Origin of the sequence: Salinivibrio sp. SS2, assembly GCF_001722075.1 — a bacterium.
In the GTDB taxonomy this organism is placed as follows: Bacteria; Pseudomonadota; Gammaproteobacteria; order Enterobacterales; family Vibrionaceae; genus Salinivibrio; species Salinivibrio proteolyticus.
This window is the reverse complement of the sequence record NZ_MEBP01000131.1, coordinates 1-16,729: the sequence shown is the minus strand read 5'-3', so window position 1 is coordinate 16,729 and position 16,729 is coordinate 1. Positions and strand designations below refer to the sequence as shown.

Genomic DNA, 16,729 nt, shown 5'->3' with positions numbered 1-16,729 from the left:
TTCGCTGGGCAAACAAAAAATGCCGCCCTTGCGGCGGCATCCGAGATTACCAGATATTCACCCGCTGATCTTCGGGTAAATACATGCCATCACCTTCTTTAATATCAAAGGCTTCATAGAACGCAGGGACATTGCGCGGCGCACCGAGCACGCGATATTGCGGTGGCGCATGCGGACCCAGCGACACACGCTCACGCAGGGCATCTTCACGCATCTTCATTTTCCAAATCTGCCCCCAGCTGAGGAAGAATCGCTGCTCGCCGGTATACCCATCCATCACTGGAGACGGTTCTCCGTGCAACGATTTTTGATAGGCGCGGAAGGCGGTGGTCAAGCCGACTAAATCACCAATGTTCTCACCCAAAGACACTTTGCCGTCAATGAACAAGCCCGGCAATGGCTCAAACTGGCTAAATTGCTCAGCCAGCTTTTGGGTGCGTGCATCAAAGCGCGCCCGGTCCTCATCCGTCCACCAATTGGATAGGTTGCCATCACCATCATATCGCGAGCCCTGATCATCAAAACCGTGTCCCATTTCATGACCAATCACTGCACCGATACCGCCATAGTTCACGGCGTCATCCGCATTCATATCAAAAAATGGTGGTTGTAAGATCCCGGCGGGGAACACAATCTCGTTGGCAGTTGGGCTGTAATAAGCGTTGACCGTTTGCGGGGTCATGCCCCACTCTTTGCGATCAACCGGCGCACCAATCCGCGACAACATATCTTGATAGCCCCAGCGTGCGGCACGTTTGCTGTTGCCAATCAAGTCATCGGCGTTGATGGTCAGCGCGCTGTAATCTTCCCATTGCTCTGGATAGCCGATTTTAGGCGTGAATTTACTCAGCTTATCCAATGCTTTCGCTTTGGTTTCATCGCTCATCCACGCCAATGATTCAATCGAGTCTTTAAACGCGGCACGCAGGTTATCAATCATGGTTTCCATACGCGCTTTGGCTTGCGGAGGGAAGTAGCGGGCGACATATTCTTGGCCAAGCGCTTCACCCAATATATCTTCGGTGGCTTGCACGCCGCGCTTCCAGCGGTCACGCTGCTCAGGAATACCGTTAAGGGTTTTGGAATAGAACGCAAATTGACGTTCAACCAACTCATGATTTAGGCGCGGCGCAAACGCATTGAGCGTACGAATGGTTAGATAATCTTGCCACGCTTGCAGGCTAGTTTGTTCAAACACCTGCCCTAGCGCCTCAAAATAAGACGGCATGCGCACCACAACCTCATCGGCTTTATCGATACCCGCGCGTTTGGCAAAGCGTGCATAATCAAACTCACCCATCAACTGGTTGATCGCCTCAATGGGCATTTTGTTGTAGGTGGCTTGCGCGTCACGGCGTTTAGCGCGTGTCCAATGGTGTTCTGCTAGCGTTTTTTCCAGCTGATAAATCCGATCCGCGCGTTGTTTGGCCTGATCGTAGCCCGCTAAGCGCAGCATATCTTGGAGATAGCGTTTGTAAGCGGTGCGGATACGCTCAGCGTCCTCGGTGTCTCGGAAATAATAGTCTCTATCCGGCAAGCCTAACCCGCTTTGGCTCAGATACAGAGCGTTATAGTCAGGGTTTTTCGCATCGGCCCACGCATAAAAACTAAACGGGATCCCAACACCAATTTGTCGCAAATCGGCCATCGCATAAATCAACGCAGGCTTCGAGGAAATCGCCGCAATACGATCAAGCTCAGGCTTGATTGGCGTGACCCCCAAGGCATCAATTTTATCTTGGTCCATATAGCTAAGATAAAAATCACGCAGCTTTTGCTCGTTGGAGCCTGGCTTGAGATCATCACGCGCCACCAGCTCATCAATGATGCCTTTCAGACGCTTTTCATTCTCTTCTGCCAAGATACGGAACGCACCATAGCTGGACATATCACTGGGAATTTGGGTTTGGTCGTACCACGTGCCGTTCACGTGACGGAACAAGTCATCTTGCGGGCGAACCGTTCGATCAAAATCTTGCAGATGGAGCCCAGACGCTCGCTGCTCCTGAACTTGTGCAGCGTCAGCCGCCTGCACCGTGGTTGATGAAACGCTAAGCCCCATGCCAAGTAAAACACTCAGTGCGACACGCGTCAGTAACAGACGTTTTTTCGGTGTTTTTATCATTTTCCTTTCCTATATGACTCAGTCACTTTCCTTGTTCACTATCGTGATGGTGTCCTCACGTCTAAATCGCGATAGAGCACCAAACAGTGGTAATCTCGTCCTTCATCTTGCTCGGGTTCAAAATGGGAAATACGACAGAACCCTTGCTGATACCAGAATCGAAACGCGCGAATGTTTTCGGCGTAAACATTCACACCCATGCGTCGATAGTCCCCATAAGCTTGCACGGTTTCAATCACGCTCGCAACCGCTTCGCTGCCATAGCCATGTTTTTGATATCTTGGGGAAATAGTGAGCATGGGCAGCCAAACACTCTGTACATCCGGCGCATTGAGCGAGATTTGCAAATAGCCGATATCTTTACCGTCATGGGTTTGAATACGGCGAAGGTAAAAAGCCTCTTCTACATCGGGCGCCTTTTTCTCCGCACTATCCGCTATCAATGCTTGATAGGTCGACAACGACCAAGGTTTAAACGTGGGATCTTGATATTGCAGGTGCTGATTTTGCTCAAACAGCGCTTTAACACGCTTTGCATCACTGTACTCAAACGCACTAAAACATAGGCGTTCAGACCGCCATGTTGCTGGAAACATGTTCCTATTCCTTTTAATCCTATGACTGCCATTAATCATGAGCCGCTAGCGCCCGTCGATGACTGACATCAGCGTGATTCATCATACACGTGCCAAAGCGCTTCGCGCACCAAGAGATACGTTTTTACGCCTCGCGATTCAGCATGTAATAGGCAAAAAAAATTTCTCATATCGATAAAAATATTCAATGAAACAGCGTCTTGAACTTAATACAGCAGGCCCAATCTATAACCTTGAAGTCGCCATGGAGACGACTTTGATGCCCCATCCCTGATCTCTTGGGCATCATCATCTTGTCTTTTAGTTTGATAGCTTACGTAGGAGACACCGGATATGAAAATTCGTCCTTTGCACGACAAACTCCTTGTTGAACGACAAGTGGTTGATAACAAAACAGAAGGAGGAATTTTACTGACTTCTCAAGCGACCGACAAATCCACCCGTGGTCGTGTAATCGCTGTCGGCGAAGGGAAGCGCCTCGCCAACGGTGAACGCGCCCCAATGGCAGTAAAAGAAGGTGACACCATCATCTTCAACGATGGCTATGGCGTTAAGACAGAGAAAATTGATGGGAACGAGTATCTGATCCTGTCTGAGTCTGACGTGTTAGCGGTTGTTGCGTAATTATTTTCAGCGTATTTAGGAGAATATCATGGCTGCAAAAGAGATTTTATATTCTGATGATGCTCGTCAAAAAATGCTACGCGGTGTCAATATCCTCGCCGACGCAGTAAAAGTGACCTTAGGGCCTAAAGGCCGTCACGTTGTGCTTGATAAGTCTTATGGCGCGCCAACCATCACCAAAGATGGGGTATCGGTTGCCAAAGAGATCACCTTAGAAGACAAATTTGAAAACATGGGCGCCCAAATGGTCAAACAGGTCGCCTCCAAAGCCAACGATGAAGCGGGAGACGGCACCACAACCGCAACCGTACTGGCTCAAGCGTTTATCAACGAAGGCTTGAAAGCGGTTGCATCGGGAATGAACCCCATGGATCTCAAACGCGGTATTGATAAGGTCACTGAGGCTGCCATCGCAAAGCTACGTGAAATGGCGAAACCGTGCAGTGAAAAGCACGCTATTCAACAAGTCGGTAGCATTTCAGCCAACAGCGACAACGACATTGGCGAACTCATTGCGCAAGCCATGGACAAAGTCGGCCGTAATGGCGTCATTACCGTTGAAGAGGGCCAAGGGCTCGCGAATGAATTATCGGTCGTTGAAGGGATGCAATTCGACCGCGGTTATTTGTCACCCTATTTTATTACGCATCAAAACAGTGGCACCGTCGAGCTCGACAATCCTTACATCCTGTTAGTCGACAAAAAAATTAGCAATATTCGTGAACTGCTGCCAATCCTCGAGGCGGTAGCAAAATCATCACGCTCGCTGCTGATTATCGCAGAAGATGTCGATGGTGAAGCCCTCGCGACCTTGGTGATCAACAATATGCGCGGCATTGTACGTACCGCCGCCGTCAAAGCGCCCGGATTTGGGGATAATCGCAAAGCCATGATGCATGATATTGCCGCATTAACCGCAGGTACGCTTGTCACCGAGGAGCTGGGCATTGCGCTTGAAGACGTCACGCTAGAGCAGTTAGGCAGCGCGAAAAAAGTCACCATCAGCAAAGACACCACCACCATTATTGACGGTGCCGCAGAGGAAAGTGCACTCAAAGATCGCATTGCGACTCTCGAAAGACAGCTTGAGAGCACCAGCTCGCAATACGACAAAGAGAAACTTCAGCAACGGATTGCCAAGCTCTCCGGGGGCGTCGCAGTGATTAAAATCGGTGCCGCGACCGAAGTCGAAATGAAAGAGAAAAAGGATCGCGTGGATGATGCTCTGCATGCTACCCGTGCTGCGGTTGAAGAAGGGATCGTGGCCGGCGGCGGTGTCGCATTGATTCAAATCGCGCATGCGCTGCGTGATCTGACAGGTGACAACGACGATCAAAACGTGGGGATCCGGCTTGCCTTACGCGCCCTTGAAGAGCCTCTGCGTCAAATTGCGATAAACGCAGGTCACGAAGGGTCAGTGGTTGCAAACGCGGTCAAAGCAGGCAGCGACCAGTATGGCTACAACGCCGCAACCGGTGAATATGGCAACATGATTGACATGGGCATTTTGGACCCAGCGAAAGTCACGCGCTCGGCGCTCCAATTTGCAGCGTCCGTTGCCGGCCTCATGATCACCACCGAAACGATGGTGACCGACGCCAAGCACGCTGACTAATTTACGCGAACATCATTAACGACAAACACGACAGCGGGCTCGTTAGGGCCCGCTTACTGGATTATTGAGGCATGCAGTATGATGGGTTTACCCGCCTATTCTTTTTCAGTATCCGAAACCGCAACAACTCAAGCAATCGCGTCAAAATGGCCCGCAGCGATGTCATTTCCGCGCCGTAGCCAACGGCGAGAGTTCTTCCCGGCTAACACCTTATCGATCGCGGTAATAATGACGTTGTTAGCTGCCAGCATTGTGATGCGACAAAGCCAGCGTTATCACCTGGTTCACTAGACCGTCTTTCTCATTACCCGTTGGCAGACACCGACACACGCGATCCACAAGCAGTAGCTAACGCATTATAAAAACCAGTGCGTCACAAAAATGGCTGACGGTATAGGCAGTTAAGGCTAAACTCGCTACGCTATTAAAGCTCAGGGGCAAGGCTCGATTGGGCATAGGATTGCCGCCATCGATGCCCATCACTATCGCCAACAGGCAAGAGGAAAGAAACGTGAATTGGATAAAAACGTTATCGCATCGCCGTCAACGCATGAATACGATCATGCTAGTACTGGTAACTCCCCTTCTCTTTCTTCCGCCGGCCTATGCCGACCAAGCGCCGGCGCCGACTGAGCAAAGCGTCACGTCGAGCGATACCTCCTCATTAGCGCATCAAATAGCGCGCACCAAACAATATATTCAGACCCTTGTAGAAAGCCTTGAACAGGCAAAAGGCGATGACAAAGATGCGATTCAATTGCAGCTGTTTAACAAAAACGAGGAGCTAAGAGAGCTGCTCGCCGACGCCATCAAGCAACAAAGCTTGGATAACCCGCAGTTGGTTCAACTGGTCACGGCGCAACGGCGGTATACGCAAGATGCGTATCAATACATCACGGCCCGTCTCAATACCCTCAATGAGCAAATCACTCAAGCCAGCCAAGAGCAACGCTTACCACTCATCAATGAGTATGCAGAGCTACAGCAATACCTCAGTACTGTCTTTGAGGCGAGTTGGGAAAACATACGCTGGCTTGAGCAGCTCGATCAGCCGACACAGGAAACACGAAACACCTTAGAGCAACGTCTTAACCAGCGTTTACGACTTCTTTCGGCATCTATCGACTACCTACGTCAGCAATACACAGCGCAAGAAAAACAAATCAAATCGAGTCCTGATTCCGAAAAACCCGCGTTACAGCTGACGCAGTTGAACACCCAACAACGACTCACTATCGCTACTGATGGCTTAAAGCGCACCTATCAGCTCGCCGATCAGTTGGGGATCGAAACCGCAGAATATAAACGCCAGCTATTTGGCGTTACCGGCAACATCACCCAGGATATTCTGGATGTGGATGTCGCGTATTCGATCCTCTCCCATTGGTCCGCAAATGCCCTGAACTGGGCAGAAGACAATGCACCACAGTTGATTTTCCAGCTCATCATTTTTGTGCTGATTTTGTTGGTGGCAAAACTGCTCGCGAGATTCACCCGCTCCGTTGTGAAATCCGCGGTCGCCAATAAAAACTTTAAGTTCTCTCAGTTAATGCAAGACTTTTTCGTCTCGATGTCCGGCAAAGCCGTGTGGGTAATTGGGATCTTGGTCGGTCTCTCGCAGATCGGGGTCAATCTTACTCCGGTACTCACTGGCTTTGGTATCGCTGGGGTCATTATCGGTTTTGCGCTGCAAGATACACTATCAAACTTTGCTGCGGGGATGATGCTACTGATCTACCGCCCTTTCGATGTAGGTGATTTTGTCTACGCCGGTGGCGTGGATGGCAAAGTAGGCAATATGAGCTTGGTGAATACCACGATTCGCACGTTTGATAATCAAATTATCATTGTCCCGAACAGCAAAATTTGGGGCGATGTGATTAAAAACGTCACCCGAGAGCGGATTCGTCGAGTGGATATGGTGTTTGGTATTGGCTATAAAGATGACCTTCTTAAAGCAGAAGCCGTGCTCACCGAGATTGTTCAATCACATCCTGCGGTACTTCGTACACCGGAGCCCATGATCAAAGTACATGTTCTGAATACCTCCTCGGTGGACTTTATTGTTCGCCCATGGGTGAAAACCGATGATTATTGGGACGTCTATTGGGATGTCACCAAAACAGTCAAATTGCGCTTTGATGAAGAAGGCATCTCGATTCCATTCCCGCAACAAGACGTCCATCTGAATTGGGTCTCGACAGCGCCAGAGGCTCGGTCAGATCACTAACATGGCGCCGCAAATGGTTTACCTGTCGGTTTGCACTCAACGCAGCCAGTGGTAATCCATTTGCTTGGCCACGCGCTGGGCTAAATCCTCGCTGTGCAGATCAGCCACCAGCTGCAAACTCATATCAATACCCGCAGAAATACCTGCGGAGGTGAGATATTTTCCATCCCTCGCCCAGCGCTTACCTGATACCACGCTTAATGGCGGATAGGCACGGCTGAGGTCGTCCATATCTTCCCAATGTGTGATCACTTTTCGACCATCGAGTAGCCCGGCCTCTGCCAGTATGAACGCCCCCGTACAGACAGAAGCCGTGCATTGAGTGATCGCATCTTGTTGCTTCACCCAATCGATCACCGACGGGTTAGTGACTTGCTCATGGTGAACGCCGCCGACAACCAGCAGCACATCCAGTGTGGGATGATTGGCGAGATGATAATCCGGCACGATACGCAAACCGCCGCGCGCGAGCAAAGGTGAGTCTTGTTCAGCAATCAGTCCAACCTGCCAACTGTCCGCGCCCAAACGTTTTGCGGTGCTAAACACCTCAAAGGGGCCAGCAAAATCAAGCAGCTCTGCGTGCTCATACACATAAATACCAATATTCATCGTTTGTTCTTACATCCATGTAAGTGTTGGTTTAATGATCAGGAATAAACTTATCAAAGCGGCTCTCCATACAGGCACTGATATCGGTGGTAATAAACTCCCCCTGATAATACAAACTGAAAATGGTGGCCGGTGAAGGACATACTTGTGCTTGGCTCAATGTCTCTAAATGATGCACTTCAAGCGAGATACCACGCTGCGCACAGCTCTGCTGTAGCGAATTCAGCACATGGTATTCCGCATAAGGACAACGATGGGAGTAATACGCCACACACCCTTCGGTTGATACATTGGCGGTATAAACGGATTCTCTAAATTGCGGTATTTCAGCTGCATCATTCAGCGGATAATACAACAGCACAAAGCCATTAGGGGCCTCATCCGCCACGTTGAAGCCTTGGCCTTTTAACCATTTTGTATCGCTCATAAAGTGGTATTTCTTTTTACCGACCACGGCGACTAGGCCTTGCTTATTTTGCTGTTTAGCCGCTTCAATGGCGTCAGCTAACAGTTGCTTGCCGTGTCCATGCCCTTTGTATTTCCCAGAAACCCAAAAGCAACCCAATGCCAGATAACCATCCGCTTGTATGGGCTGCCAAGCTGTCTCTGCTGGGCCATATTCGATAAAGACTTTAGCGCGTTCATCTAAACGGCGAAAACGGTATCCGTGCTGATACTCCTGCTTTAGCCATTGCTTTTTCGCCTGATAGCTGGCCTGGCACTTTTTATCCGAGAACGCACAGCAGATATGCGCATCATCCAAGGTTTCTGGGGTTAAGGTTAAGTAGGCCATATTCACCTCCACACAGGTGTATTGATGGTATACCTTTTAACCTACCTTAACCGCATGGACGATGACTCCGCCTTGGTCACAAAGCCATCATTCTTATGACGACGTCGCTGCGAGGCGTGTTTTCTTGCGCATCGACAATAAAAACATACCGATGCTGGCACACATAGCCATAGCGATAACAAGCGACCAAGTCACCGAATAACCGAACGTGTCGATGACATAGCCAATCAATACAAAGCTTGGCATCAGCAATAAGCTACGCAACGTGATCAATACCCCTTGAATACGACCGCGATGACTCGCCGGTGAGTTGTTGGCAAGATACACGCCTTCTTTGGTGAGCACTAACACCTCGCCAGCGGAAAGAAAAAACCACGCTAAAAAGTGAACGGGAATCGTAGGTGCCAACATCACAAGACCATACCCCAGCACAAACAAAAGTCCTGCATAGGCCAACGCCATCGTCTCAGTATGTCCAGATGTCGCGCGAAGCAATAGCGGCGTGATGATCACCACCAACACGCACGCATACGTCATCAATTGACCAAAACGCACGGGCCCTTCTTGGCCAAATAAATGACTCAAATAAAGCGGGCTAGCCATCGTCATTTGGTTCAATGCAAACCAAAGCATGCCGCAAAGTAAAGTGAACACAATGAGATAAGGACGTGATTTAAGCACCGACCAGACACTGCCTTCTACGGCGCGTTCAAGGTCAGAGTCCGACTCGGGGACGGCTTGCTCGGTCACATTGACCAAAAAGGCAACCACAAGAATACCCACTAAAACGGCAAGCCCGTTACCAAAGAAAATCCATTCAGTGTGCTGCCAAAACAAATAACCCGCTAAGATGGGGCCAATCGCTGAACCCAAGTTATAGGCAAGGTAACTGAGCGACATCACTGCATCACGATTACCTGCGTGAGATAAATCGGCCACCAATGCATTACTGGCCGGCAACGCTACACCGATAAAAAAGTAAGCGGCGAATAATAACGCCGGCACCATCACAGGGGAATCGGGTGCAAACCCACATATCAGCAGCAAGATAGCGCCGACACATTCCCCCGCCACCATAGTGTTTTTATGACCTACCCAATCAGAAAGCTTGCCACCAATAAAACTCCCCAGCAGGTACAAGCCAGTAATACTCATCGCTAATGTACCCGCCAGCGACGCGGAGTAGCCGAGCTTATCGGTAAACAACAACACGAGGAAAGGAATAATAAAGTTGCCCATCCCGAGGATCATGCGGGCCAGTGCAACGTAGTAAATATTGCGGTGCAATCCTTTATACATCGCCACCGCAGAAAGAATCTTGTTGATTGTCGTAATCGTTAAACGTCCGTATTAAAAAATCAGCAGATAATGTACATGATTGATAAATTTATAAACACTCGTCATTCACCAACGACCAATGGTGCGGCATGAGCTCGCGCACAGTTTTAAAAACTAGCTGGTTATCTGGCGTAGAAATCGCGGCTTTTACATCACCGCCCCAATGCACTAAGCGTTCTTGGCAAACGCCACAAGGGCTAAGTATCAAAACTTGGCTATGTTCGTCCTCACGACAAAGACATAAAGAATGTGTAACGACTTCATCGCGTTTGTGTGCTTCTAAATAGGCACCGACTTCCATACACAGCGATAGTGCATCATTTTTCACATCTGGCGCCACACTGGTTACAATGTCACCAGACCCTAGCCTGACGGCAGCAGCGCCTCCCCACCCCGTAGGATAACGCGTTTGCAGTAATGCCAACGCCGCATCATAAAGTGACTGTTCTATCTCTTGCATAAAAATCCTTTTTTTAACTATCCGCTTTGCTTGATATACACGCATTCATGCGCCTGCAATAAGGTCCATTTATGCGCGATTATTGTGCCCAAAAGAGGTAAATACGTGGCTTGCGCTTTTCTGTTTTTCGAAAAAATAAAGTCCCTAATATGGTGGCTACGTTTCGACCTCTCCAGAGACACTTCGATGGATGATAACGCTCGGCAACTGCTTAACCACCTATGCTACGGGTATGACCAATTAGCCCAACGTCACCAGACGCGCGCTTTTCCAGAGCTCTCCACCGCTATCAAGCACCCGCTCGGCTATTGTCTGGTTCACTGCCCAATCGGTAGTCAGCGATTATCGATTGTTTCGCTACAATTTGCCCCCAGCGTTCGCGGCCAAGGGGTGCTGACGGCGTTTATCGATTATATTCAAGCGCATCCGCATCACTACCGCGGCATTGAAGTTGCCACCATTCAAAATCAAAGCTTAGCGAAACGGCTACTGGCACTGGGTTGGCGATATAAGTCTGTCCTAACAAAACTATTTCGCGCCAACACACCCACCTTGGTGCATGATTTCTAGTCAAAATACGGAAGTTTTCGCTAAGATGGGTTCCTATTATTGCCAGCGTTTGCCAACCCTGAATGGCTTGTCCAGCGCCTCTATCAAAGACTGTTCTCATCGACGCCGAGCTCGGCTCGTTTCACTTTACTCAAGCCCTGACAAACAAGCTGATACGATTGCGCCACATAGTACTTTAAGTCTTCATCAAGCTCCCCAGTGGTGTGGGTTTGTTGAATCCATTTCATACCCCGGTTAGCAAAATACGGCGCCGGTATGTAGCCCTCAAGATCGCACAAAAAGGCATAATTCATTGGCGAGGTTTTAAAGGTAAACGCCGGTTGACCGCTTTTACTGCTGGTGCCAATGGCAAAGACTTTCCCACCCACTTTCCAGACGTCTGAGTTGCCCCACTGCACCACATGTGTCGCGGCCGTAAACGCGCTGCAATATTGATTAAATGTAGAATGGTCCATGTGGCTCTCCTTTTAACATACTTACTCCATGTTGCGTCATTTAAGTGGGTTTCGTCAGAGAAGACGGCGTAACACGGGCAATAGCTTGAAATTCTCGTGTCATATGGGCTTGGTCACTAAAACCAAATTGATGCGCAACGTCGGCTAAATTCGCTTGCCGATGCCTTTTTAAAAACTCCATCGCGCGTTTAATCCGACGGATTCGTTGATAATACTTCGGAGTCATCCCTAACCACAGTTTGAACTGCCTTTCGATTTGGCGCTGGCTAAGCAACACATGACCACTCACATTGCCTACAGCGTCACTTTGAGAGATATATGTTAATGATTTTTCTAAACTAGTAGGAATGATGTCAGTAAAATCAAGGTGGGTTGAAGCCCATGTTGTAAGGGTATCAAGATGACATTCACTGTTCGCCTGAGTTTTGAGCGCATGAAACAAAGAGTAAAGTTGATAGTCTTGATCATCTTCAGGTTTAAGTAAGGTAAGTCTATGATAATGCTTACCCAAAATGCCATAACCAATCGCTGGGTGAAAACGGATCCCCGCCAACCTTGCGCCGCCAGCTAACACCGCCATCTCGGTTTTTTTGTTTACAGGTAACATAATCACGCCTTCAGGAAAGGTTTCTGGACCCAGCGTAACCATACCGTTTAGGTTAAACATGATCCCACTGCCCGCATCCGCATGTAAGGGTTTAATAATCGACTCGGTTTGCTGCACGGATGCCGACCATATTCCCTGAACAAATGCAGACAGTGGGCCTGACGGTTGCGTCAGGGTGAATTGAAACGCCTGCTGGCTCGACTTAATCTGGCTTATAGCTCCCTACCTCTGGCTTAAATGTTTTGGCGACGCGATTCCAACTGTTGATCGCATTTATGGCAATGGTTAAGTCTATCACTGCGTGTTCACCCAAGTGTTGAACAATCGTCTGATACTGTGCATCATCCACCGATTTCGCTGCGGTAAGGTGTTCACTCCATTCCAACGCGACACGCTCTGTAGAAGAATAAAAAGGCATGTCCCGCCATGCAGCTAAACCCACAATACGCTCTACGGTTTCTTCATGCTCCAACAATGCTTTACTGTGCATATCCACGCAGAAAGCACATTGGTTAATCATTGACACCCTCAATTTGACGAGTTCCCACGTCACAGGAGTCAAATTCGACGAAGAGCGAAATTGCTCAGCAAGGTATTCCTCTTGGCTCATCAAAATCTGAATCGCTTTGGGGGCGAGTTCAAAGTAGTTGGTACGTAGTGTCATTGGCTATCTCCTTTTTGATTAACTCTAAGAAGATAACGTGGTGGTCCTTCACCGTATTGAATATTTTCGACACCTTAACAACAACGTAGAAAACAGCGCTATTTCTGATGGTTACAATGCGACTGACAGCTTCTTAAGGTAGCCTTTTGCTAACGAGTTATTTCCACGGCTCAGCCATTTGATGCAATCAAAAAGCTCCCAAATCAGCCCTTCATCCCCGTTGGTGTATACAGGAAAGTTCTCGTGCTTAGGGGCTGGCTCATCCGTCACTCGCGCAGGGACGATGTCTGCTTTATCAAATAAAACCATAAAGGGCTGCGCGAGCTGAAATGGTTCGCTCACGTCCAAACAATGGATTTCAGCACTGGTTAGATCCTTGAAAATATATTTTTTAAACATCGCCTGTTCATTGTGATCACCGGACAAGCAATAGAATATGTCTTTCCCGGCCTCAAAGCGCGCAAAACATGACGCTGCCGAGCGATGAAAGCCGTGCTGTGTAAACACGACAATATCCGCATCGGACACGCGATCGCCTTTGCCTGCCGCGAGAGAGCCGACCAATACTGCCGCTATCACATCCTGCTCTGAAGCAAACGCGGCGCAGGCCGATTCAATCAATGCCTGCTGCAAAGGTAAGTGCTGTCCGTTTACGTCATCCTGAATCATAGCCATTTCCTTATTGTTTTGAACGAGCCGCAACGGCCATTAGGCTTACTTAAAGCAGACTTCCGCCCAACGCGCTAAGCCTGCGGTGACTGAGCCAAAGTAGTCGCCACTCACCACAGGAATGTTCGGCAACTCTGCTTGTACAGCCTCACGTAAAAAGGGCGAGCGCGCTGAGCCTCCTGTCATAAAAATCACGTCGGGCTTTACACCAGCTTGAGCGACCACATCGTGAACTAAGGCGATCATCTTACGTTTGGGCGCTTCAATCGCATCAATCATGTTATCGCGCGATACATCAACGTCCACGCGCTCGGAGAACAATTGAATACCCGCTCGGTATTCGACTTGATCCGACAACGCAATCTTTGCCTCTTCCGCACGACGGACAATGTTGTAACCCAGCGACTCATGATACACCTCAAGCAAACGGGCCAGTTTATGTGGTTCTTGCGCTTGCTTGTGCAGCCCTTTGAGCACCGCCAAATTTTCAAACGCATAAAAATCGTTTTGCGCTTGTACGTTGTTAATCGCGATAGGGTTGGAAAACTGCGTAATCGGCATTTCAATACCAGATTCCATCTTGCTGCCCATCCCAAACGGGAACATCATTTGTTTGAATGCCAACGCAATATCTAAGTCATTGCCGCCAATACGCTGGCCTTTGTGCGCTAATAAACTTGCACTACGATCGCTACTACTGCGCCATGATGGCCCCATCTCAATCAACGAACAGTCTGTGGTTCCCCCACCGATATCGACCACCAGAACAATTTTGTCTTCGCTCAATGTGGCTTCATAGTCTAGGCCGGCCGCTACCGGCTCAAACTGAAATTCAATCTGTTTAAAGCCCGCCCGCTTAGCCGCATTGAGCAAAATACCTTCGGCTTGGCGGTTTGCCGTCTCGCCTCCACGACCTTGAAAGTTGATCGGCCGACCAATCACCGCATCATGAATACTCTGTTGGGTTTGGTGTTCGGCTTGCGTTTTGATGTTATCCATCATTGCGCATACGAGGTCTTCAAAAAACCGAAGCTGGGCATCACGTAAACCTGACGCGCCAAGGAAAGATTTAGGCGATTTCACGTAGTACATATCGCGCGGATCAGCGAGATAGCGGTCGAGCGCCGCTTGACCAAACGCCATGTCCTCCGCCTCAAGTTCAATGCTTTCCTCTCGGTTTACATGAATGGCGCGGCGCAACATCTGCTCGCCAATCGTATCTAGGGGCTTGACGCCACGGTGTCGAAACAAATACTCAGACACAGATTCGCGCGTAGGTGCGGCAAGGGAGGAAGGAATAAACGTGCTGTCCCCTTCTAGGCGTAACAGCGTCGGCTGACCGTTTTCAATCTTCGCCACCGAGCAATTTGCTGTACCATAGTCAAAGCCGATATACATAAATGCCTCTCACCGCAGAAAAAGTCGGCAATGCTACCTCAACCGTGGCGGGATTTCTAATATCAGAGCGACGAAGCCAGTCTGGCTGTCTGGGCAAGTGCCCCGATACCCACTGCCATCCTTGTGAACCTGAGTTACACCTTGTCGGCAAAATAGGCCATGACTTTTGCAGTCGTCATAAATTATTTTTGACCATCTCTTTGATGATTCTTGCCTTAACAAAATGATCTAACTGATGGGTCTGTATCCACCAGGTTGCAGCTTCCATCAACTGCGCTGGATCGTCATTTTTGTTTTTGAAGAACGCATAAAATGACACACCGACATTCTCACCTTTCGCTTTGATTTTTTGATCACATACTGCGAGAATTTTCGCTCTCAGTTCCGCTCTCATACGCCCCCTACTCTATCCTTAAATGAATAAGTTCTGTTCTAATTCTAAAAGGCGCTTTTTCAGTGACAGACCGCCACCATAGCCAATAAGCTCCCCTTGGGTGCCGATAACCCTATGGCAAGGAATGATAATCGCCAACCCATTTGCCCCGTTAGCATTGCCAACCGCACGTACTGCGGCTTCATTACCAATCGATACTGCCAACTCTTGATACGTCACCCTGTCACCGTATTGAATGTTGCTTAATGCACTCCATACCGACCGTTGAAAATCGGTACCCGCCAAAAGTAAAGGAAGGTCAAAAGTTTTTCGCTCACCCAAAAAATATTCCTCGAGTTGAGCTTGAGTAGCCGCTAAAACATCATCGCTCTTTTCTACAAAATCAGCGTTAAGAATCCGTTTAATGCGCTCATCAACAGCACTTCTCATCTTGCGATATCGGAAGTCACACAAGCAAAGCTTACCTTGATACGAACCAAGGATAAATTCGGCATAAGGATGTTTATAATACTGGATATTTATTGTGTTCATTGTGTCTCTTATAAATGATTTATCCATACCAATATGGATACTTGTCTTATCTGTTTTAACTTCTACGTTAATTACCCCTAAGTGTTTCTAAAATTCTCATACCATCGCTTTTGCAGCCACTGTAACCACCAAAAATCGGGGGTATCTTATGGGCATTTCGCAGTTGAACCCGCGACTCCCTAGTTGTTTACGAAAAGAATGCATTTATGGTTGATATAATCAAACCCAATGCTGGTGCGAACAAACATAGAATTGCAAGAACGAATAGTACGAGAATACGTTTCCAAGACTTTGCTGCTTCTTGGGAAAATTTAACTGTCAACCAAGAATCCGAAGCAACTAACATTGTATCTTCCTGATTCTTTACATACTTCTGTTTGTCATAAAGTGACATAAGCTAGACTCCACCTACCTACAGATGCTAGCACGCGAGAGTCGGTGCTAGCTCCTTGTGTTTGTTATGCGACGCGCACACCTACTTTTTCCAGTTTTTGACGGATGCTGTCGATTGACTCGTCATATTCCCAGTACATCATACGACCGTGCGATCCAGTCACTAAAAGATATTGCTCACTAACGACTGCAGCCTCTCGATCGCAACGAGCTTTGTGACGTACTGCTCCTCATTCACTGTTTCTGTAATTTCTTTATGATTCTCGTCATAACCGTGAACGATAATCGCTGTCTTGACATTTACCTCTAAACATTGCATCTATTTGATTTCCTTACCTTATTGCATAAAAATGACATGGATTCCCCTCTTACAACGCTGTCATATTAAGATGCGGCTTTGAATCTCGAGGTGAGACATATCACTATTTTTGGCGTTGCACTTGCTATACGCCAGTCTGTGCTCAAGTGGTGGATGACATCGTAACCATCAACTTCAATCAGCCTAAAGCTACCTTTGAAGAAAAGGAAAAAGTCCAGCGAGATTTCAATGATCTCGTTATAGCGGCCTAACAACCCCCACAAAGCTTGTCGATGATTCAGTCAAAGGCGTCTTTTTCCAATCTGCGTAACGTTCTACTAACGGCGTTGTTGATCAAAT

17 protein-coding genes are annotated in these 16,729 nt (G+C 48.4%); 4 read left to right on the top strand and 13 right to left on the bottom strand.

The genetic code is table 11. The features are described from left to right. Positions 1–46: 46 nt before the first annotated feature. Entirely contained in the window at positions 47–2,125 is a 2,079-nt protein-coding gene (locus BGK46_RS16025) for a M13 family metallopeptidase (RefSeq protein WP_069590975.1), read from the bottom strand. A 38-nt stretch (positions 2,126–2,163) separates the two neighbouring features. Further along, positions 2,164–2,721, bottom strand: coding sequence for a GNAT family N-acetyltransferase (locus tag BGK46_RS16020; protein ID WP_069590973.1), 558 nt, complete (start codon positions 2,719–2,721; stop codon positions 2,164–2,166). A gap of 333 nt (positions 2,722–3,054) precedes the next feature. Between BGK46_RS16020 and BGK46_RS16015 the strand changes: the two genes are divergently transcribed. The 3 genes from BGK46_RS16015 to BGK46_RS16000 all read left to right on the top strand — a co-directional run bounded on the left by BGK46_RS16015 (position 3,055) and on the right by BGK46_RS16000 (position 7,190). Then, positions 3,055–3,345 (top strand): co-chaperone GroES, encoded by a 291-nt coding sequence (locus tag BGK46_RS16015; RefSeq protein ID WP_069590971.1) that lies wholly within the window; start codon positions 3,055–3,057, stop codon positions 3,343–3,345. A 28-nt stretch (positions 3,346–3,373) separates the two neighbouring features. Then, the gene (groL, locus tag BGK46_RS16010) at positions 3,374–4,960 is read left to right on the top strand and encodes a chaperonin GroEL (protein WP_069590969.1); all 1,587 of its coding nucleotides are present in this window, start codon (positions 3,374–3,376) and stop codon (positions 4,958–4,960) included. A 562-nt stretch (positions 4,961–5,522) separates the two neighbouring features. Further along, complete coding sequence (locus BGK46_RS16000) at positions 5,523–7,190, top strand: mechanosensitive ion channel family protein (protein ID WP_069590979.1); 1,668 nt, start codon at positions 5,523–5,525, stop codon at positions 7,188–7,190. Positions 7,191–7,226: 36 nt separating this feature from the next. Here BGK46_RS16000 and BGK46_RS15995 read toward each other — a convergent pair whose 3' ends face one another. The 4 genes from BGK46_RS15995 to BGK46_RS15980 form a co-directional block, all read right to left on the bottom strand. Continuing rightward, complete coding sequence (locus BGK46_RS15995; RefSeq protein ID WP_069590965.1) at positions 7,227–7,799, bottom strand: DJ-1/PfpI family protein; 573 nt, start codon at positions 7,797–7,799, stop codon at positions 7,227–7,229. Positions 7,800–7,830: 31 nt separating this feature from the next. Continuing rightward, positions 7,831–8,592: an N-acetyltransferase gene (locus tag BGK46_RS15990; protein ID WP_069590963.1), complete on the bottom strand. Its 762-nt coding sequence runs from the start codon at positions 8,590–8,592 to the stop codon at positions 7,831–7,833. Between the two features lie 93 nt (positions 8,593–8,685). Further along, positions 8,686–9,891, bottom strand: a complete 1,206-nt coding sequence (locus BGK46_RS15985) for an MFS transporter (protein ID WP_084781539.1) — start codon at positions 9,889–9,891, stop codon at positions 8,686–8,688. Between the two features lie 88 nt (positions 9,892–9,979). Continuing rightward, a complete protein-coding gene (locus BGK46_RS15980; protein ID WP_069590961.1) occupies positions 9,980–10,390 on the bottom strand; it encodes a cytidine deaminase in 411 nt (136 codons plus the stop codon). Positions 10,391–10,576: 186 nt separating this feature from the next. Between BGK46_RS15980 and BGK46_RS15975 the strand changes: the two genes are divergently transcribed. Next, positions 10,577–10,960, top strand: a complete 384-nt coding sequence (locus tag BGK46_RS15975) for a hypothetical protein (RefSeq protein ID WP_069590959.1) — start codon at positions 10,577–10,579, stop codon at positions 10,958–10,960. Positions 10,961–11,043: 83 nt separating this feature from the next. Here the strand turns inward: BGK46_RS15975 and BGK46_RS15970 are convergent, their stop codons facing one another. From BGK46_RS15970 to BGK46_RS15940, 7 genes are all read right to left on the bottom strand, one after another. Further along, on the bottom strand, positions 11,044–11,415 hold the full coding sequence (locus BGK46_RS15970) for an MmcQ/YjbR family DNA-binding protein (protein ID WP_069590957.1): 372 nt from the start codon (positions 11,413–11,415) through the stop codon (positions 11,044–11,046). 40 nt (positions 11,416–11,455) lie between these two features. After that, the gene (locus BGK46_RS15965) at positions 11,456–12,139 is read right to left on the bottom strand and encodes an AraC family transcriptional regulator (RefSeq protein ID WP_217492746.1); all 684 of its coding nucleotides are present in this window, start codon (positions 12,137–12,139) and stop codon (positions 11,456–11,458) included. An 85-nt stretch (positions 12,140–12,224) separates the two neighbouring features. Next, positions 12,225–12,686, bottom strand: a complete 462-nt coding sequence (locus tag BGK46_RS15960) for a carboxymuconolactone decarboxylase family protein (protein WP_069590952.1) — start codon at positions 12,684–12,686, stop codon at positions 12,225–12,227. Positions 12,687–12,797: 111 nt separating this feature from the next. Then, positions 12,798–13,355, bottom strand: a complete 558-nt coding sequence (locus BGK46_RS15955; RefSeq protein ID WP_069590950.1) for a nucleotidyltransferase domain-containing protein — start codon at positions 13,353–13,355, stop codon at positions 12,798–12,800. A 45-nt stretch (positions 13,356–13,400) separates the two neighbouring features. Continuing rightward, the gene (gene yegD, locus BGK46_RS15950; protein WP_069590948.1) at positions 13,401–14,753 is read right to left on the bottom strand and encodes a molecular chaperone; all 1,353 of its coding nucleotides are present in this window, start codon (positions 14,751–14,753) and stop codon (positions 13,401–13,403) included. Between the two features lie 175 nt (positions 14,754–14,928). Further along, positions 14,929–15,147 carry a DUF6500 family protein gene (locus BGK46_RS15945; protein WP_069590946.1) on the bottom strand — a complete coding sequence of 73 codons (219 nt, stop codon included), beginning with the start codon at positions 15,145–15,147 and terminating at the stop codon, positions 14,929–14,931. Between the two features lie 18 nt (positions 15,148–15,165). Next, a complete protein-coding gene (locus tag BGK46_RS15940; protein ID WP_069590944.1) occupies positions 15,166–15,678 on the bottom strand; it encodes a methylated-DNA--[protein]-cysteine S-methyltransferase in 513 nt (170 codons plus the stop codon). Positions 15,679–16,729 lie beyond the last annotated feature (1,051 nt).